Annotated in this window: 16 protein-coding genes; 6 read left to right on the plus strand and 10 right to left on the minus strand. The window is 68.5% G+C overall.

All coding sequences use genetic code 11. The features are described from left to right. The first annotated feature begins 181 nt into the window (after positions 1 to 181). Together DTL70_RS30610 and DTL70_RS30615 are read left to right on the plus strand one after the other, a co-directional pair. Complete coding sequence (locus DTL70_RS30610; RefSeq protein WP_114025249.1) at positions 182 to 685, plus strand: GNAT family N-acetyltransferase; 504 nt, start codon at positions 182 to 184, stop codon at positions 683 to 685. 147 nt (positions 686 to 832) lie between these two features. Next, a complete protein-coding gene (locus tag DTL70_RS30615; protein ID WP_114025250.1) occupies positions 833 to 1,267 on the plus strand; it encodes a VOC family protein in 435 nt (144 codons plus the stop codon). Between the two features lie 542 nt (positions 1,268 to 1,809). Here the strand turns inward: DTL70_RS30615 and DTL70_RS30625 are convergent. From DTL70_RS30625 to DTL70_RS30635, 3 genes are all read right to left on the minus strand, one after another. Continuing rightward, positions 1,810 to 3,168, minus strand: a complete 1,359-nt coding sequence (locus DTL70_RS30625; RefSeq protein WP_245980107.1) for an MFS transporter — start codon at positions 3,166 to 3,168, stop codon at positions 1,810 to 1,812. After that, positions 3,161 to 3,772, minus strand: a complete 612-nt coding sequence (locus tag DTL70_RS30630) for an ArsR/SmtB family transcription factor (protein ID WP_114025253.1) — start codon at positions 3,770 to 3,772, stop codon at positions 3,161 to 3,163. Before DTL70_RS30630 ends, DTL70_RS30625 begins: the two co-directional genes overlap by 8 nt. Positions 3,773 to 4,149: 377 nt before the next feature. Next, positions 4,150 to 4,713 carry a hypothetical protein gene (locus tag DTL70_RS30635; RefSeq protein WP_114025254.1) on the minus strand — a complete coding sequence of 188 codons (564 nt, stop codon included), beginning with the start codon at positions 4,711 to 4,713 and terminating at the stop codon, positions 4,150 to 4,152. A gap of 969 nt (positions 4,714 to 5,682) precedes the next feature. Between DTL70_RS30635 and DTL70_RS30645 the strand changes: the two genes are divergently transcribed. The 4 genes from DTL70_RS30645 (at position 5,683) to DTL70_RS30660 (ending at position 9,174) form a co-directional block, all read left to right on the plus strand. Then, positions 5,683 to 7,035, plus strand: coding sequence for a hypothetical protein (locus DTL70_RS30645; RefSeq protein WP_114025256.1), 1,353 nt, complete (start codon positions 5,683 to 5,685; stop codon positions 7,033 to 7,035). Beyond that, the gene (locus tag DTL70_RS30650; protein ID WP_147266843.1) at positions 7,032 to 7,622 is read left to right on the plus strand and encodes a hypothetical protein; all 591 of its coding nucleotides are present in this window, start codon (positions 7,032 to 7,034) and stop codon (positions 7,620 to 7,622) included. Before DTL70_RS30645 ends, DTL70_RS30650 begins: the two co-directional genes overlap by 4 nt. A 42-nt stretch (positions 7,623 to 7,664) precedes the next feature. After that, a complete protein-coding gene (locus DTL70_RS30655; RefSeq protein ID WP_114025258.1) occupies positions 7,665 to 8,420 on the plus strand; it encodes an ATP-binding cassette domain-containing protein in 756 nt (251 codons plus the stop codon). Between the two features lie 298 nt (positions 8,421 to 8,718). Then, complete coding sequence (locus DTL70_RS30660) at positions 8,719 to 9,174, plus strand: ASCH domain-containing protein (RefSeq protein WP_114025259.1); 456 nt, start codon at positions 8,719 to 8,721, stop codon at positions 9,172 to 9,174. Positions 9,175 to 9,693: 519 nt separating this feature from the next. Here DTL70_RS30660 and DTL70_RS30665 read toward each other — a convergent pair. The 7 genes from DTL70_RS30665 to fes all read right to left on the minus strand — a co-directional run bounded on the left by DTL70_RS30665 (position 9,694) and on the right by fes (position 17,310). Next, complete coding sequence (locus DTL70_RS30665; protein ID WP_114025260.1) at positions 9,694 to 9,909, minus strand: MbtH family protein; 216 nt, start codon at positions 9,907 to 9,909, stop codon at positions 9,694 to 9,696. A 31-nt stretch (positions 9,910 to 9,940) separates the two neighbouring features. Further along, the gene (leuD, locus tag DTL70_RS30670; protein WP_114025261.1) at positions 9,941 to 10,570 is read right to left on the minus strand and encodes a 3-isopropylmalate dehydratase small subunit; all 630 of its coding nucleotides are present in this window, start codon (positions 10,568 to 10,570) and stop codon (positions 9,941 to 9,943) included. Positions 10,571 to 10,584: 14 nt separating this feature from the next. Further along, the gene (leuC, locus tag DTL70_RS30675) at positions 10,585 to 11,988 is read right to left on the minus strand and encodes a 3-isopropylmalate dehydratase large subunit (RefSeq protein ID WP_114025262.1); all 1,404 of its coding nucleotides are present in this window, start codon (positions 11,986 to 11,988) and stop codon (positions 10,585 to 10,587) included. 68 nt (positions 11,989 to 12,056) lie between these two features. Then, positions 12,057 to 13,433 carry a hypothetical protein gene (locus DTL70_RS30680; RefSeq protein ID WP_114025263.1) on the minus strand — a complete coding sequence of 459 codons (1,377 nt, stop codon included), beginning with the start codon at positions 13,431 to 13,433 and terminating at the stop codon, positions 12,057 to 12,059. A gap of 48 nt (positions 13,434 to 13,481) precedes the next feature. After that, on the minus strand, positions 13,482 to 14,927 hold the full coding sequence (locus DTL70_RS30685) for a pyridoxal phosphate-dependent aminotransferase (RefSeq protein ID WP_114025264.1): 1,446 nt from the start codon (positions 14,925 to 14,927) through the stop codon (positions 13,482 to 13,484). Further along, positions 14,924 to 16,048 (minus strand): 3-isopropylmalate dehydrogenase, encoded by a 1,125-nt coding sequence (gene leuB / locus DTL70_RS30690; RefSeq protein WP_114025265.1) that lies wholly within the window; start codon positions 16,046 to 16,048, stop codon positions 14,924 to 14,926. The genes DTL70_RS30685 and leuB overlap by 4 nt, the downstream gene beginning before the upstream one ends. Further along, the gene (gene fes / locus DTL70_RS30695; RefSeq protein WP_114025266.1) at positions 16,045 to 17,310 is read right to left on the minus strand and encodes an enterochelin esterase; all 1,266 of its coding nucleotides are present in this window, start codon (positions 17,308 to 17,310) and stop codon (positions 16,045 to 16,047) included. The genes leuB and fes overlap by 4 nt, the downstream gene beginning before the upstream one ends. Positions 17,311 to 17,334 lie beyond the last annotated feature (24 nt).

Below are 17,334 nucleotides of genomic sequence, written 5' to 3' on the forward strand. Positions count from 1 at the left end.
CGCCTCACACGCCTCTCGACGCGGCCGGTGGCCGGCGGCCCGTGCCGCACCTGTCGCTGCTCACACAAGTGCCCTCCTGCTGGACGCACACATCGGCCGATACGGTAAGCGGGGTGCCCGGTTGGTGGGTGCCTGTTCCCTCCGGCTGTTGTCGTGACGTGGGATGGGGCAGGGTGGGGGCATGTCGACCTACGAGACGATGCCGTTGCATCTGGAGACCGAGCGGCTGATACTGCGGCCGTGGGTCGAGTCGGATGCCGCTGAGTTCTGCGCTCTCCTCTGCGAACGGGACAGCGGCACGTTCACGGTTGAGCACGTCCGGGAGTCCCTCGCGGAGATGCTCACCGCGACGGCGACCACGGGCATCGCTCTGTTGCCCATCCTGCGCCGTGACGAGGGTGACTTCATCGGCTACTGCGGGCTCATCATCGGCCGCTCCACGGTGGAGGAGCCCGAAATCGCGTATGAGCTGTTCCGGCGCGTCCATGGGAACGGGTACGCCACCGAGGCGGCCGGCGCGGTGCTGGATGCTGCTGTCGCGACGGGGCGGAGACGGCTCTGGTCGACTGTCGGTGCCTGGAACACACCGTCGCTCCGTGTCCTTGACAAGCTCGGTTTCGAGCGGGATCGCGTTTCCATGGAAGACAACGGTGAAGTGGTGTGGCTGACACGCTCGTTGCCGTGAGGCGGGAGCCCGCTGCGGAGGGCGCGCTCACATGAAGGAGTACTCTCGGCGGAACCTTGGGCGTTGTGTCCGGCCGATCACGACGGACCAGCAAGGGCCGCTCTTTCGTCGTGGAGCGTTGTCAGAGGCGCGCTGTACGGTCCTGCCATGGCAGTTCACATCGATCTGACGCTTGACTGTGCGGATGCGCAGCTCCTTGCTGCGTTCTGGAAGACGGCACTGGGCTACATTGACGAGCCACCGCCCGCTCCCTTCACGACACGCGAGGAGTGGCTTGCGCAGTTCGACCTCCCTGAAGGTGACACCGAGCACGGTGGCGCGTGGCTCTGCGATCCCGCCGGCGTCGGCCCCCGCCTGTCCATCCTCACCGTCTCGGAGCCCAAGACGGCGAAGAACCGGCTCCACATCGACGTCCGGGTGCCTGGACACGGCAGCCCTGACGAGCGGTGGGCGCGGATCAAGGCAGAGTCCGAGCGCTTGGCGGGGGCGGGCGGGAGGATCCTGGAGGAGTTCGGCGGACACCACGTGGTGATGGCCGATCCGGAGGGCAATGAGTTCTGTGTTGCCTCAGCGAAATCATAGTCGCAGCGCGGCAACGGTGGCCGTGCCGTGGAAGACATAGGCGCGCTGTTTCCCGGGCACCTTCATGGTGACCGGGCTGGGTGCGAGGGGCCGCCGCTCTGACGGTCCCACGGACGCGTGTTGTGACCGGGATGAGCTGCGGAGCGTCGCCCCACTGGCCCGGGGCGAGCAGGAATGCGAGCGGGCGGCGACCTCCCTCGACGGTCAGATGCATGCTGCGGGCGAGTTCGCCCCGGGAGCAGCCGAGTCTTTCGTCAGAACGGTGCTGCTGGGGCACGCGTCTTTTCCCGGTACTCGCGGCGGCCTCTTGCGTGCTCCGGCGGCGTGTTGGTGAGCGCGACAGGGCGTCGAGTCCACGCTCACCATCGACCAGTCGATGCGGCAGTCCGCGTCGGTCTCCGCCTGGAGCCCGCGCGGGTTTGTCCCACGTGTGCCGTCCACCGGCCAGTGTCGACGGCGTCGTAGACGGTCTTCCGTTTGCCGAAAGCCGCTGGCAGACCCCGCCATGGCACCCCGTTCTCCGGCAGTAGGGGTGCCGTTGGTCATCGTTCGGTGGCTGCTCCCGCGTCCGCCTCGCTGAGCGGGCCGGGGTAGTTCGGAGTGGGCGCCGGCTCGTCGGTCTTGTCGGGTGGGCCGGTGGTGGGGGCCTGGTCCAGATCGCGGATCCGCAGCACGGGCGAGAAGAGCAGCCATAGGACTGACAGCGCGCCGCCGGCAGCGGCCAACAGCAGTGTCGGTCGCAGCCCCATCGTGGTGGCGAGTGCGCCGCCGGCGGCGGCGCCGAGGGGGCGCACGCCGTAGTTGACGGTGCTGTAGGCACCGGCGACGCGGCTGCGGATTCCGTCGTGGATGACGGCGGTCTGCAGGGAGTTGAGGTTGATGTCGAAGAACATCACCCCGATTCCGGCCAGGAACTCCGCGAGGGCCAGAGCTCCGCCGCGCGCCCACAGCGGGCCGTCGGCAAGCGCCGCGATGGCGATGGGCGCAGGGAAGAGCACCGCACCTACCGCGATGCTCGGCCCGACGCCCAGGCGGCGTGACATTCCAGGTGCGATCACCGCGCCCAGCAGTGAACCGATCGCCCCCACCCCGAGTGCCAGACCGATCCCACCGGCCGAAAGGCGCAGCTCGCGGGTCGCGAACAGGACCGTCAGACCGGTGCCGGAGATGAACGTGAAGAAGTTGACGGTGGCGGCGCAGCCCAGGGTGGCCCGTAAGACCGGGTGGCGGACCACGAAGACCATCCCCGCGCGCGCCCGGCGCAGCACAGAGGGCTGTGACGTGGAGGGCGGGGGCTCCTCGGTGCGGATGCGCCCCACCAGGAAGGCGGAGGCCAGAAACGAGGCCGCGTCCGCGACGAGGGCGGCCGGAGCGCTCAGCGCCTGCACCAGTGCCCCGCCGAGTGCCGGGCCCGTCACGAGAGAGGCCGAGCGAGTTGTGCTGAGCTTGCTGTTGGCGTCCACGTAGGACGATCGGGGCACCAGATGTGCGAAAAAGGCCGAGTACGAGGTGTTGAAGAGCACCGCGGCTGTCCCCATGAGCAGCGCGGCGGCGTACAGGTGCCCCAGCGTTACTGCTCCGGCCAGGTACGCTGCCGGAAGGCTGAGCAGCACCAGTGCACGGGCCAGGTCGGCGGCCACCATCAGCCGGCGTTTGCGGGGCCTTTGGTCGACCCAGGCGCCGAGCACGATGGCTATCAGGTTCGGGGTCCATATCAGTGCTGTCAGCCACGCCACCCCGTTGGCGGAGGCGTGCAGCGTCGTCACGGCGATCAGCGGCAGTGCCAGTTCGGTGATGCGGTCACCGAGGTGGGAGACCGTCTGGGCCGACCAGAAGCGCAGGAACCGCCGGTCTCGCCAGAGCGACGGGGCAGGCGCCGCGGACGGTGCCGCGTCACTCAACTGGTGCCTCCGTCGGCAGATCGGCCTGCTCGGGAAGGGCGTAGCGCAGCAGCCGTACCCGGCGGCCATCGGCCGGCCAGTCGGCCTCGTCGCGGGACACGAAGGGCGCCAGTACGCGCTCGAACTCGCGCTGGATGAACTCGAGCTCGTCCGGGGCGAGTACGACGCGTGTGTTGGCCAGGCCGGCCAGTCGACGCCAGGCCGGCTCCAGGACCGGCTCGACGTCGGCCGCCCAGCGGGCCGGTGTCTGCCCTGCCTGCAGGAACATCTGCTGGGACAGCAGTCGTGCAGCCGATCTGCCCTCCTCGTCGTCCGGGTCCTCCGGCGCCTCGAAGCGGAAGCCACGGGCTACCACCTCCCAGCGCCGGTACCTGCGGTCCGAGCCGCCCTCGCTGTCACGCACCAGCCCGAAGCCCGCCAGGTGGCGCAGGTGCCAACTGATGGTCGACGGCGACGCGTCGATCTCCTTGGCGAGCTCCGTGGCGCTTGCCGGACCGTCGCGGCGCAACAGGTCCAGAATCGCCAGCCGCACCGGATGGGACAGAGCGCGCATCGCCTTGGGGTCCGTGACAGCGAGGTCGCCCAGCAGGTTGTCGGAATCCATGACGTGAAAGCATCCTTTCGCGTCATGTGATCTGTCAACCTCCTGCTTCCTCCGCCGCTCGTCGGGTCTCGGCTGACGTCTGCGCCATCGGCGCGGGCCAACGCGTGATCCGGGTGACCGGCTCTCGGGGCCGCTCGTTCCGATTCACCGCAGTGGCGCGAGCTGGAATACTCGAAGGCCGGACCCGCCCGGAGTACACCGTGGCCGGCCCGGCTGCGAGGCTGAGGTCCCCGTCGGCGAGGTCGTGTTGCCGCCCCCGGCACGCCGGAGCCGTACGGAACCACTAGGGGCGACGGCCCGCACCAACAACCTCATGGCTGCCACGGCCTGTTGAGGACGCCGCTGCGCCGGACGGGCCTCAGGCGTTGAGCCGTTGGTCAGACCTCGGGGGTGTGCTGGTGGATGCACTCCTTGTCGCGGGGTTTGACGATGACCCAGATGCCGATGAGCGGGGTGACGCCGAAGACGGACTCGTTGGGTCGGCCGCAGGCGGCCAGGTTCGGCGTCTTGTTGATCATGCCCAGCAGGTACGTCGGATCCAGATAATTCAGCAGCGCATAGCCGCCGCAATCCTGCGGAATCACATACCATGCCTGAGCTTTGGCCTCGTCGCTTCCCTTGGTGAGCGCTTCCTTTTTCTCCCAGATGATACCGTCGGAGATGTCGCGAGGATTGGCACTCATGAAGCGCTTCTCCTCAAGGCGCCCCTTGTCGTCGATCTGCTTCAAGTTCTCGAAACTGTAGAGATTGTTGCCCTCGTGGTTGCCTTCCAGCTCCATGCGGAACCGGTGGCTCATATCGGAGCTCTTGGCCACCTTGTCCGGCACCACCTGAAGGTCTCCGGCACGCTTCGCGTAGCCGCCCGTGAGGTAGTGCACAAGCACCACCGGGTCCTTGTCCCGCACCGAGCTGACGACGGCGTCCAGAGAGTTGGGTTCCATGGTTTCCTCTCCTTGCTCTCGACATTCCAGGAATCCGGCACGCGCCATCGAGGAAGCCCTCGATGCAGGGAATGACCCCGTCTCCCGCCCCGAATAAGAACCGAAACGTGGTTTCTCCGGCGCGTTGAATGCACCGGTATTGTGTGTTGTTGCCGCACGAAGGGGACGGAACCTTCCCTCAGCTCCACTTCACCCGAAAGTGCCGGTGATTCGGTGCGGGAAATGCTCGTGAGTTCAGAGCCGCCTATCGGGGGTGGAGGAGTTCGTGAGGGGAAAGAGGGTCGGCGCGGAGCGGACCGCCAGGTACGCCTGCTTCGGGGACTCCCCAGCTGGAGTCGGCGGCCTGCACTCGGCTGCTTCACCGAACCCGGCGCTTGGTGCCGGGGCAAGCGCCCCCGCGCGGAAGACCCATCAACCGCAGCGGCCCGTCCCGGTTCGGCTCAACTCCCGTCGGGCCCGCGCCTGTCCGTTCGAAGGCCTTCGCGCGAGTGTGAGTGGTAGCTGTTGTGACCATGCGGCCGTGGCCGCTTGACGACGGTGCGGGGGCCACCACCTTGCGTACGTAAGCCAAACGTAGGTGGCTGTGCCATGCGTGATGGACAGCGACGCAACAGCTACTTCTTCGTGGCTGTGCTCTCCTCTGGTTCACAGCGGCAGAGGGGAGCGCATCCGTCAGCTCTTTTAGGCCAAGCGTGGAAAGCTGTATTGATCTTCGCTGCAACGGGCGTATACGGTCACAAGCCATACACAAGACGTTCACGGAATAAGCGGAGGATTCCTTTCCGTTATGGACGTTCATCTCGTCGAGGCCGGCGTTGCTGCTGTCACTGAGCTCATGACCGCCTCGCTTCTCGGCGGCGCCCCGATGGCCGGTGCGGTCGAAGGGGCTGCGGACGCCCCTCAGCTGACGGTTGCACCGGACCGGCAAATGGCTCCGCTCGGCCACGTCCAGCACCGCCTCGGAGCATCATGAATCTACGCGCACGCATACGCACGAGCAGCGCTCTGTGGGCCTCCCCGCTCGTCATCGCACTCACTCTCTTCTACGCGGTGCACGTCTTCGGTATCGACTACCCCGCCTCACGGAGCGCTCTGCCGTACGCGCCGGAAGTCGTCTCCTTCGCGTTGGAACCCTTCTACGGCCTCACCTACGCGATCGTCTCAGCCCTGAGCGCCTGGGAAGCGGGCCGCCTCATGCAGGACGGGGTGTGGCGACTCGCCTCGGTGCGCTCGCGTTTATCCATCGCGGCCGGTGCCCTGTGGCCGGTGCTCGCACTCGGCTGGCTGATGCTCGCGCTGGCAGCCGGTCTGGCCTTGGCACAGGAGGGCGTGGCCCCCACCCCCGGATCGCTCCAGCTTCCCGCCATGGCGGCCGTTCTGACACTTGGACACTGCGTCATCGGCTTCACCGTAGGCCGCCTCGCACCCCGGTTGCTCGCTGCGCCTCTGCTGGCCGTAGGCGTCTTCTACCTCGTCGCGTTCGCAGGGGCCGGCCAGTTCAGCGACAGCGGCGCCAACTGGAGCCGACACCTGTCAGGTTCGTATTCCGTCTTCCTGGCATTCGGTGAACTGGCCACGTGGTCCTCTCTGGCCGCTCATGTTCTGCCTACGACAGGTCTCGCTGCCGGGCTCGGGCTGCTGTGGTGCGGCAGCAGATCAACGCTCACACGGGTGGTCGCCGTGGTGGCAGCCTGCCTCGTGACCGCCGGCGCCTCCACCACTGCCTACCGGATCGCCTCCGACTGGGAAGAGACACCACCCACCACGCGCGCCCACCTGCCCATGGCCTGCGCCGGCAAGCTGCCACGGGTGTGCGTTCCACACCAGGCGGACCAGATCCTCGACCGTACCCGGAACACGATCACCGACGTCACCACCACCCTGCGCACCGCTGGAGTCCGTATCGACATGCCTCGCAAGGTGACCGACTCCCTCCTGGAAGGCAGATACCGCGCCACCGGCACCGAGTGGCACCTGCCACTCACACAGGCTGAACGTGACGGCACGCTGCGGTACCGGGTTCTGCGCGCCGCGGGCACCCTGCATTGCGCCAACCCGCACCGAGCGGACGCTTCCGCGCTCCACCTCTGGCAGGCACACCAGGTGGGGGAGGACGAGCGCTACCTCAAGGGACTCCGGGGCGATGTCATCGACCCGGGGAACGACACGGACCTGGCCCGGATCCAGCGAGCCGAAGACGCGCGCGTGGCACACGTGAAAGCGCGCGTGAACGCGGTACTGAAGCGGTCGGATACCCAGCAGCGCTCCTGGTACCGCACGATGCTCGCCCGCGTCTGCCCGGCCCGGGGCGGCACACCGTGACGTGGTGGATCAAAGCGCGACGCGCCCACACGGTCCTGCCCGGGATGTTCCTGCCGTTCTGCTTCCTGGCCGTGCTGTGGCGGGACACGGTCCTCGACCTTCCCTCATTCCTGGCCGGAACCCTGCCCGCGCCGGTCATCGCGCTTCTGCCCATCCTGCTGTGCGCCGCACTGGCGCTGTGCCTGGACTCCCGCCTGCCGGCAGCCGAGACCACCGCCACGCGCCGTGTGGCCTGGATGGACACCGCGCTGGCCGGGGCCACGGTCCTGGCTGCCTGCGCGACCGCGCTCCTGGCGTGGAAACTGAGCGGCGCCGACGCCGGACTCAACCTCGGACGCGACACCGCTTTCCTGGTGGGGCTGATGCTGCTGGTGCGTTCCGTGGCCGGCTCACGAGCCGTGCTGGCACCCGTGGCGTGGGGATTCGCCGTGCTCTTCCTGGGCAGCGCCCCGGACGGCCACATCTACTTCTGGACTGTCCTCCTACGCCCCAGCACCGATCCCATCGCCGCCGCAGCGGCCGTTCTCGCATGTGCCGGCGGTCTGGCCGCACTGCTGGTTCGCCCCGCCACCACATCCGGCATCTGAACGCCGACATCCCTCGCGGCAGCCACGCCCCCGGAGGCTCCCTTGACACTGACTCTGACCCGCTGCACCTACGCCTACGGCCTGCGTGCCCGCCCCATACTCGAGAACCTCACCTACACCGTCCCCGACGGCCTCACCGTTCTGCTCGGCCCCAACGGTGCCGGTAAGACCACCCTTCTACGCCTCGCCGCAGGGGTCACAAGACCACGCCACGGCAGCGTCGAACTCGACGGAAGCGACTCCCAGCACAAGGCCTACCGAGCCGCTGTCGCCTGGATGCCGCAGCAGATCACCGCCATGGCCGGACTGACCGCCCGGGAACAAGTCGCCTACACCGGCTGGCTCAAGGGCATGAACAAGCGTGACGCCTGGGACGCCGCCGCGCGCGCTCTGGCACGCGTCGACCTGACGGACCGCGCTGATACGAAAACCAAACAGCTCTCCGGTGGTCAACTACGCCGTGTCGGGGTCGCCTCCGCCCTTGTCCACAGCGCCCGCGTCCTCCTGCTCGACGAACCCACCGCCGACATGGACCCGCACCAGCGCCGCGTCTTCCGCGACACTCTCACCTCCCTGACCGGTGACGTACGCGTACTGCTGTCCACTCACGACATCGCCGACCTGGCCGAGGAGTCCCAGCACGTCGCCGTTCTGCACTCCGGTCACCTCACCTACACCGGCACCACCACGGACTTCCTCGCCCTCGCACCCGCCGACGCCGCCCCTGGCCGGGTGGCCGAGGCCGCCTATACCGCACTCGGCATCCACCCAGCACGCGACTGGCCGCAGCAGCAATGAGAGCGGCGAGCGCTCCCGACTCGGACGGTGGAGCGTGGGCCACCTTGGCGCCCCACGACGTGTACCCGATCTGCTCGGGCTCCCCGGACAGCACGGCATCTTTCCGCGGGCCCTTCGCGGCTCCACCACGCCGGGGGCCCGAGCTCGCACCGGCAGCACCCTCCGACGCACGGCACCCGGACCACACTGCTGCCGCGTCTCAGGGAACCCTCGCCACGTCGGCCGCACCGCAACTGACCTGAACAGTGCGCCCTCAGGGAGGATCTGTGCGGCGCGGAGGTGTCGTTACTGTGACTGCATGCCTGCAGACTCCTTCTCATCCGCGGACCTCGCGTCGATGCCCAGGGCCGAGTTCGGCTTTCCCGGCCCACTGCGTGACCAACTCGTCACAGCGATCCTCAGCGGTGCGAAAACGTCCACGACAAGTCTTGTCGTTGACTACGAGTATGGAGGAGAGCCTCTGCCGCGAGTGGGGAATCGCGCGGTCGTCGTCGACTCCGATGACCGGCCGGTCGCGGTCATCGAGGTGACGCAGGTGCGCGTGGTCCCGCTGGCGCAGGTGGATCTCGGCCACGTGGTGGACGAGGGGGAGGGGCACACAAGCGTGGGGGACTGGCGGGCAGGCCACGAACGGTTCTGGCACAGTGAGGAGATGCGTGCCGGCCTGGGGGAGCCCGAGTTCACCGTCGACGACGCGACGCTTGCGGTCCTGGAACGCTTCCGCCTCCTCACCGACCTTCGCCTCGCCGACTGACCACTCGGCTGCGGTGGGCTTGGCCACCTGCGCGACGATGCCCGCATGAGCTGGGAGACAGACGAAATACGTGCAGCGATCGCGGGTGAGTCGCGCCTGACAGACCCTCGTGTGCGCATGTCACGCGCGTTCGTCCGGCGGCTACTTGACTCAGGCCGAGGTGAGGAGTGGGCGAGACCGCGGCGCTCCTCCTGGAGCACCGCGATCTCGCCCGCCGGGGGAGGGCCGCACAGGCGCACGAACCGGTCGCAGGCGTCCCGACCAGCCCGCCGGTGCGAACCAGTACGCCGGGGCGACCCTCCACGGGAACGGCCGCGGCGCCACCAAGAGCCGTAGCATCAGGAAGAGCCGCAGGATGCTGAGCTGTTCACGCACCTCGGTCCCGCCGAGCTTCTTGCCGGGTGCGGCTGTACGGCCTGCGGACGGCCGACCCAGGACGGACCGTCCGGTGCCGGTGCCGAAGGCGACACGGAGGTGGCCTCCGCCGGATCGCCCACACCGCCGGCACGGCCACGGTGGTTACACCGCGGCGGCCCGGCCGGCCGACTCCTCCATCTGCTTGCGCAGGCTCAGCGGGCGCATGTCGGTCCAGACCTCCTTCACGTAGGTCAGACAGGTCTCCTTCGAACCGGCGACGCCCGTGTCCCGCCAGCCGTTCGGGACGGAGAGGTACTCCGGCCACAGGGAGTACTGCTCTTCGTCGTTGACGAGGACCTTCATCTGCGACTCTGCCATGTGTGTCTCCTACTCCTTGCGGTGTGGCGGATCAGTTGGCGGACTTCTCGGTGAAGAGCCAGGGGGCCTCTTGGCGGCGGCGCTGCTCGTAGGCGTGGATCTCGTCCAGGTGCTTCAGTGACCAGCCGATGTTGTCGAGCCCTTCCAGCAGCGCGCTCTTCTTGAACGGGTCGATCTCGAAGTGGTACACGTCCCCTGCCCCGGCGGTCACGATCTGCCTGGAGAGGTCGATGTGGAAGGTGGTCGGCCCGCCGTCCTGAAGGATCTTGAAGAGCGTGTCCACCTCCGAGGACTCCAGCGCGACCGGCAGGATGCTGCTGTTGAAGCAGTTGTTGTGGAAGATGTCCGCGAAGCTCGGCGCGATGACGCACCGGAAGCCGTACTCGCGCAGTGCCCACGGGGCGTGCTCACGGGAGGACCCGCAGCCGAAGTTCTCGCCCGCTACGAGGATGCTCGCCCCCTCGGAGCCCGGCCGGTTGAGGGAGAACTCCGGGTTGGGGGTGCGCCCGTCCTCCAGGTAGCGCCAGTTGGCGAAGAGGTTCTTGCCGAAACCCGAGCGGCGGATCGACTTCAAGAAGCGCGCGGGGATGATGTCGTCGGTGTTCACGTTGGTCCGTGCCAGCGGCACGGCGATGCCGGAATGTGTGACGAACTGCTCCACGTCAGGCCCCTTCTCTACAGGTCTCGTGCGTCGGCGAAGCGGCCGGCCACCGCCGTGGCGGCCGCGGTGGCGGGGCTGACCAGGTGGGTCCGTCCGCCGCGGCCCTGGCGCCCCTCGAAGTTGCGGTTGCTGGTGGAGGCGCACCGCTCGCCGGCCGAAAGCCGGTCGCCGTTCATGGCGATGCACATGCTGCACCCCGCCTCGCGCCACTCGAAGCCGGCCGCGTGGAAGACGTCCGCGAGTCCCTCCTTCTCGGCCTGCCGGCGCACGGTCATCGAACCGGGCACGACGATGGCCCGGACCCCGTCGGCGACGCGCCGCCCGGAGACGTACTGTGCCGCGAGCCGCAGGTCCTCAATCCGCGAGTTGGTGCAGGAGCCGATGAAGACGACGTCGACGCCGACGTCCTGGAGGCGCTGCCCCGGCGTGAGGCCCATGTGTTCCAGGGCGTGCTCGGTCTCCAGCCGCGCCACCGGGTCGTCCTCGAAGGCGGGGTCCGGCACCGTGCTCGTCACGTCCGTGACCATGCCGGGGTTGGTGCCCCAGGTGACCTGCGGGGTGAGGGTGCCGAGGTCCACCTCGTGCACGGCGTCGAAGTGGGCGCCGGGGTCGCCGGCGAGTTGCTTCCACTGCTCGGCAGCCCGCTCGAAGAGCTCGCCTGTGGGCGCGTACCGCCGTCCACGCACGTACTCGATCGTGGCGTCGTCGGGCGCGACCATGCCGGCCCGGGCACCGGCCTCGATCGCCATGTTGCACAGCGTCATCCGCCCCTCGATCGACAGGGAGCTGACGAGGGAGCCGCTGAACTCGATGACGTGGTTGGTGCCGACACCGGTGCCGAGCCGTCCGATCACCGCGAGGGCGACGTCCTTGGCCGTCACGCCGGGCGACAGCTCCCCGCCGATCTCGATGTGCATGGTCTTCGGCTTCTGCTGGAGCAGGCACTGGGTGGCCAGCACGTGCTCGACCTCGCTGGTGCCGATGCCCACGGCGAAGATCCCGAGGGCGCCGTGCGTGGATGTGTGGGAGTCGCCGCACACGACCGTCATGCCGGGCAGCGACAGGCCCAGCTCGGGGCCGATGACGTGGACGATCCCCTGCTCCTCGTCGTTCATGCCGAGGAGCGGTATGTCGAAGTCCCGGGCGTTCTCCTCCATCGTCTCGATGCACATGACGCTCTGGTCGTCGACGACGTCGACCAGCCTGCGGCCCGGCACCGTGGGCACGTTGTGGTCGATCACCGCGACGACGCTCTCGGGGCGGTGCACCCGAAGGTCGCGTTCGCGCAGGCCGGCGAAGGCCTGGGGCGAGGTCGCCTCGTGGGTGAGGTGCCGATCGATGTACAGCATCGGAATCTCACCGGGCTCATCACGCACCACGTGCGCGTCCCAGATTTTGTCGAACATGGTTCGTGGCATCGTGCGGCAACTCCCCTACCTGCTGCTGTCGTGACTGTGCAGGAGCGCCCGGGCTCCTTGGCTCTTGCCTATGCCTTGGCCAGGCACTCCTCGAGTTCGTCCGGGGTCAGCTCGCGCCCCAGCTGGTTGGCGAGGGCGAGGGCCTTCTCGATGGTCTCGGCGGGCAGCTCCCGGGGGTCGCGTCCGCTGTGCAGGTAGGCGAGCCTGACCGTGCTCTGGCCGCTCCAGGGACTGACGGTCACCGACTGGGTGCCGCCCACGAAGGCCGGGTCGATGGCCGAGTAGACGGTCCTGGCCATGTCCACCAGCTTGGCCTCCAGCTCAGCGTTCCCCTCCTTGTGGGCCTTTTCGGCCAGGGCGTGGGCCTTGAGGATGGCGTCGGAGTGGATGCCCGAGGAGGTGTGGCTGAAGCGCTTGCCGAGCACGCCGTGCTCAGCGGTGGGGACGCCCACCATCTCCTGGTAGTAGGTGATCAGTCCCAACAGCCGGGACATGTCCCAGGAGATCGGCAGCCCGGCCTCCTGCTGGATGGCGGCGAGACTCAGCACGGTCTCCTCGAGGGAGGCGTTGCCGGACCGCTCGCCGACGCCGCGCGCGACCGCGTGGATGCGCTTGGCGCCGCCGGCGATCGCCATCATGGCGTTGCCCAGCGCGTTGCCGGTGTCGCGGTGGCCGTGCCAGTCCAGCTGCACGTCCGGTACGCCGAGGGCGTCGAGTTCGTCGCGGACGAAGCGCACGATCCGGTAGGTGCCGAGCGGCCGGATGATGCCGATGGTGTCCGCCAGCACGACGGTGGAGGCGCCGGCCTCGATCTGGGTGCGGACGATGGCGCGCAGGTCCTCGGGGGAGGTCTGGGTGGTGTGCTCGGTCCCCGCGATGACGGGGATGCCCAGCTCCACGGTCTTCCTGATGAACGTGTCGAGGCGGTCGAGGATGAAGTCCAGGTCCCAGCCCTGCACGAGTCGGCGCGACGGGGCGGTGCCCATGAAGACGACGGACTCGAGGGCCGGGTGGATGGCCTTGCACTCGGCGGTCCACTGGAGTGAGTCCTCCGTGCACATGGAGAGCACCGAGGGGACGACGTCGGGCACTTCGTCCTTCATGCGCCCCAGCAGATCCTTCATGACGCCGCTGAGCCGGCCCTTTTCGCCCGGGTAGATGCCGACGGTGGCGTACTTGACGCCGAACTCGTCGAGGAGGTGCAGATACCGCATCATCTCCTCGACCGTCGGATATCCGGGTATGCCCTGGAGGCCGTCGCGGAGGCATTCGGAGAGTACCTGCGCGCCGGCGACGTCTTCGGGCGACGGCTCACCGGGGATCTGTGCTGGGAGGGGCGAGAGCGGGCTCTCGTCGCGGTTCCAGTTGAAGTTCACCGGGATGTCAACAGAGTCCATTTTCTTCGTCTCCCCGTTGGTGCGGATCTGGTGCTTTCTCTGCTGCACGATCTCTCCTTTCTGGAAAGGTGATCGCTGCGCCGACTCGACCGGCTGTCATTCCGTCTCGACCGGCAGTATGCCGACCGAGAAGCGCACGTACTCGTCGCTGTAGCCGAAGGTGGAGCCCGGAATTCCGGCCAGTCCGGTCTTCTCCAGAACGGAGAAACAGTCCTCGCCGGGCCTGAGTTTGCTCCAGTTGTAGATGGTCGCGTCGTCGTCGAGGTAAATGTGCTCGAACAGGCGGTGTTCCGCGTCGAAGCGTTCCAGCTGCCGGCGCAGACGGGAGCGGCGGAGCCGGTAGAGGTCGCGGATCTTCTCCAGCAGCTGCGGATTCTGCCGGAACAGCGTGTGATAGGCCATGAAGCGCAGCTGCCATTCGCCGGGCAGCGAACCCACGCTGTTCGTCCAACTGGATCCCATGGCCCGCGCGAACGCGGCGTCGCCGAACACGACCCAGCCGAACCTCTCCCCGGTCAGCGTGTGCGTCTTGGAGAAGCTGTTCGCGTAGATCATCGCGCCGGCCGTCTTCGTTGCCGACGTCAGGGCGCGCATCCGTGCCTGGTCCTCCTCGGGCACCCCGGTGCCGACGTAGGCGAGGTCGGCGATGACGTGCAGGCGCCGGCCCTGCGCGAGGAAACGCTCCACCACCTGCTGGAGCGCCGAGAGCTCGGCGGGGGAGTAGGCGAACGTGGTCGGGTTGTTCGTCACCGTCAGATAGACGGCCGTGACGTCCGGGTGCTCTTGGAGGTGGCGCGCGAGCAGCGTGTCGGTCAGCTTGAAGTCGTCCTCGGGCCGGGTCCGCACGGGGTGCAGCCGGTAGCCGTACGAGACGCCCTGCAACTCGGGGATGTTGAAACCGGGGGCGGGGAAGAGCATGGCGCCGACGGGCTCGCCGCGGCGCTGGGCGAGGTGGGCGAGGCCGCGGAGGACGTTGTCGACGCAGTCCGTGGCGCCGAGGCCGAGGGCCACCTGCTGGGCGGTCGCCTCCAGGCCCCACTCCCGCGTGTCCGCCGCCAGCCAGTCGCGCAGTACCGGGTTGCCGACACCGTGGATGTCGTAGATCCGCGGGTCGTAGCCGACCGCGAGGAGCTGCCGTTCCGCGTCGAGCATCTGGCCCCTGAGCCACCGGTAGCACGCGCCGGACGCGGTGTAGCCGGCTATGTCCTCGCCCGGCAGGGCGATGCCGAGCTCGTCGCCCAGCATCCGGTAGTCGCCGGGGCCGCCCTCCTCGCCCTCGCACTCGGTGATGAGGCGGACGTTCACGTCACCGATCGTCCGGTTCACGATCTCCAGGCGGGCGGCCGCCGGGTCGAAGCCGCGTTCGGCGCACTCCCGTTGCAGGTCCTCGACGATGCGCGCCATCACGCGGATCGGCGGCTCCGTGCCGCCGTCCTGCTCGCCGCGGTGGCGCTGGAGCAGTTCCCTGCGCGCCTTGCGGACAAGTTGCCGCTGCTCGTCGAGGGCGCCCCCGGCCGCGGTGGTGGTGCTCGGTGCGGTCACGGACGCGCCTCCAGCCTGTGCACGATCAGTCGGCCGAACTCCTCGGTGCCGACGACCGTGCACCCCTCGTCGTGGAGGTCCGGGACCCGGTAGCCGTCCCTCATCACGTCCTCGACCGCCTCTTCCACGGCCGCGGCCTCCCGCTCCAGGCCCAGTGAGTGGCGCAGCAGGAGGGCGGCGGAGAGCACCGCGCCGACCGGGTTGGCCGCGTCCTGCCCGGCGATGTCGGGGGCCGAGCCGTGTACGGGCTCGTAGAGGCCGAAGCGCCCGCCCGCGGTGCGCCGGACGCCGAGGCTCGCTGACGGGAGCATCCCGATGGAGCCCGTCAGCATGGAGGCCTCGTCGGTGAGGATGTCGCCGAACAGGTTCTCGGTGACGATGACGTCGAACTCCGCCGGGGTCCTGATGAGCCGCATGGCGCAGGCGTCGACCAGCATGTGCTCGTGGGTGACGCCGGGGTGGTCGGCGGCCACCCGGTCCACGACCTGCCGCCACAGCACCGAGGAGCTGAGCACGTTCGCCTTGTCGACCGAGGTGACCCTCGCGCGGCGGCCGGCGGCGATGTCGAAGGCGACCCGCACGACGCGCTCGATCTCCTCCTCGGTGTACAGGAGCGTGTCGACGGCTTCCGTGCGCCCGCCGCGCTGCCGGATCTCGCTCGGTTTGCCGGGGACCGTCTCCATGTGCCCGTAGTAGAGGCCGGCCGACAGCTCCCGTACGAAGACCATGTCCGCGCCCTTGAGGCATTCGGGCTTGAGCGAGGACGCCTCGTACAACGCCTCGGCGGGGCGTACCGGCCGCAGGTTGGCGAAGAACCCGAACTCCTTGCGGAGCCGGAAGAGCGCCTGCTCGGGGCGGGGCCCGTCGGCGCGGTGTTCCGCCGCGGGCAGGGCGCCGACCGCGCCGAAGAGGATGGCGTCGCTCTGCGCACACGTCTCGAAGGTGGCGTCGGAGATCGCCGAGCCCTCCGCGGCGATCGCGTCCAGGCCGACGAGGCCCTCGTGGAGGGTGAACGTGTGGCCGTACCGTTTCTCCACGGCACGCAGCGCCTTCACGGCCTGCGCGCTCACCTCGGGGCCGACACCGTCGCCCGGGAGCACCGTGATCGTGGCCTCGCTCATCGGGCCGTCTCCTTCTGCTTGGGGTGGAAGGACAGGAGCCGGTCGACCAGGGAGCCGCGCCAGCAGATGAGGTCGTGGCCGCCCATGTACTCGGAGAAGTCGACCTCGTAGCCCTTGGCCCTGAGAACGTTGTGGAAGGTGCGGTGCGCCGTCATCGGGTCGTAGTCGACGATGGCTTCCTCCAGGCTTCCGATCTCCAGGGAGAACCGGATGGGCAGCCGCGGGTGGTGCTCGAACTGCCGGGTCAGCCACTCCTGTTCGCGTTCGGCGTGGTCCTTCTCCGGCCACCAGAAGGAGCCCGACTGGGAGATCACGTTGCCGAACCGCTCCGGCGAGGTGAACGCGGCGTACGCGGCCGCGAGGCCGCCGAAGCAGGAGCCGCCGACCACGGTCCGCGCCGGGTCGTCGGTGATGTGGTGGTTCTCGTGCACCCACGGCATCAGTTCGTCGTTGAGGAAGTCGACGAAGGGCCGGTGGCAGGGGAGTTCGAGGGCCCGGGTCCGCTGGTCGGCGTTGCTGTGCATGACCAGGACGTACGGCGGGATCCGGCCGACGTACACGAGGTTGTCCAGCACCGTCGTGATGTCGGCGAAGTTGTAGTACGCCCAGCCGTCGAAGAGCACGAAGACGTGATAGGGCTCGCCCGAGGTGTCGTAGCCGGGCGGCGTGTACACGCTGACGTGGTGCTGCGTCCCCAGGATCCTGCTCTCGATCGTCTGCATGCGGGTGGAGCCCTTCGGCACCCCGCGGCGCTTGATGTTCCAGGGCTGCTTCGGGGCGTCGGGCAGTTCGAGCACCGACACCCGCATGCCGCCCTCCTGGCCGAGGATCGTGTGCTCCACCGGGTTGAGCGGATCGGGCCGGTAGGACGGAACGCGCGAGACGACGTCGGCGTAGGACGTGAACGGCCGCAGTGAGTCGTTCACCGAGTACAGGTACGTGGTCCGCAGATGCGAGGGCAGGAAGTAGGACGCGTACCAGACGTCGGTGTCCGGGATCCGCCGCATGCCGAAGTCCCGCGGGTCGGAGCCCTCCGGCACGCTGTAGAAGAACACCAGGACGTTCTCGGTCTCGCCCGGGTCCCGCCACAGGAAGGTGACGAGGGTCTTCGAGGGGTCGTCCCCGACCTGCTCCCTCAGCGGCGAGCCCTTCTCTGCCACCTCTTTCCACAGCTCGTCGACGGCCTCGTGGCTCCCCGCCGCCACCTCCTCGGCCACGCGGGAGATGCGGGGACTCACCAGGGATTTCTCCGGAGCGAACATGGGGCTTTTCTCCTTAAGCCGTTG

The organism is Streptomyces diacarni (genome assembly GCF_003323715.1).
GTDB classification, from domain to species: domain Bacteria; phylum Actinomycetota; class Actinomycetes; order Streptomycetales; family Streptomycetaceae; genus Streptomyces; species Streptomyces diacarni.

Bases quoted from the DNA above. Each gene is read 5' to 3' on its own strand.
- DTL70_RS30610 (WP_114025249.1), top strand. From the start codon at position 182: ATGTCGACCTACGAGACGATGCCGTTGCATCTGGAGACCGAGCGGCTG.
- DTL70_RS30615 (WP_114025250.1), top strand. From the start codon at position 833: ATGGCAGTTCACATCGATCTGACGCTTGACTGTGCGGATGCGCAGCTC.
- DTL70_RS30645 (WP_114025256.1), top strand. From the start codon at position 5,683: ATGAATCTACGCGCACGCATACGCACGAGCAGCGCTCTGTGGGCCTCC.
- fes (WP_114025266.1), bottom strand. From the start codon at position 17,310: ATGTTCGCTCCGGAGAAATCCCTGGTGAGTCCCCGCATCTCCCGCGTG.
- leuB (WP_114025265.1), bottom strand. From the start codon at position 16,048: ATGAGCGAGGCCACGATCACGGTGCTCCCGGGCGACGGTGTCGGCCCC.
- DTL70_RS30635 (WP_114025254.1), bottom strand. From the start codon at position 4,713: ATGGAACCCAACTCTCTGGACGCCGTCGTCAGCTCGGTGCGGGACAAG.
- DTL70_RS30630 (WP_114025253.1), bottom strand. From the start codon at position 3,772: ATGGATTCCGACAACCTGCTGGGCGACCTCGCTGTCACGGACCCCAAG.
- leuC (WP_114025262.1), bottom strand. From the start codon at position 11,988: ATGCCACGAACCATGTTCGACAAAATCTGGGACGCGCACGTGGTGCGT.
- DTL70_RS30665 (WP_114025260.1), bottom strand. From the start codon at position 9,909: ATGGCAGAGTCGCAGATGAAGGTCCTCGTCAACGACGAAGAGCAGTAC.
- DTL70_RS30660 (WP_114025259.1), top strand. From the start codon at position 8,719: ATGCCTGCAGACTCCTTCTCATCCGCGGACCTCGCGTCGATGCCCAGG.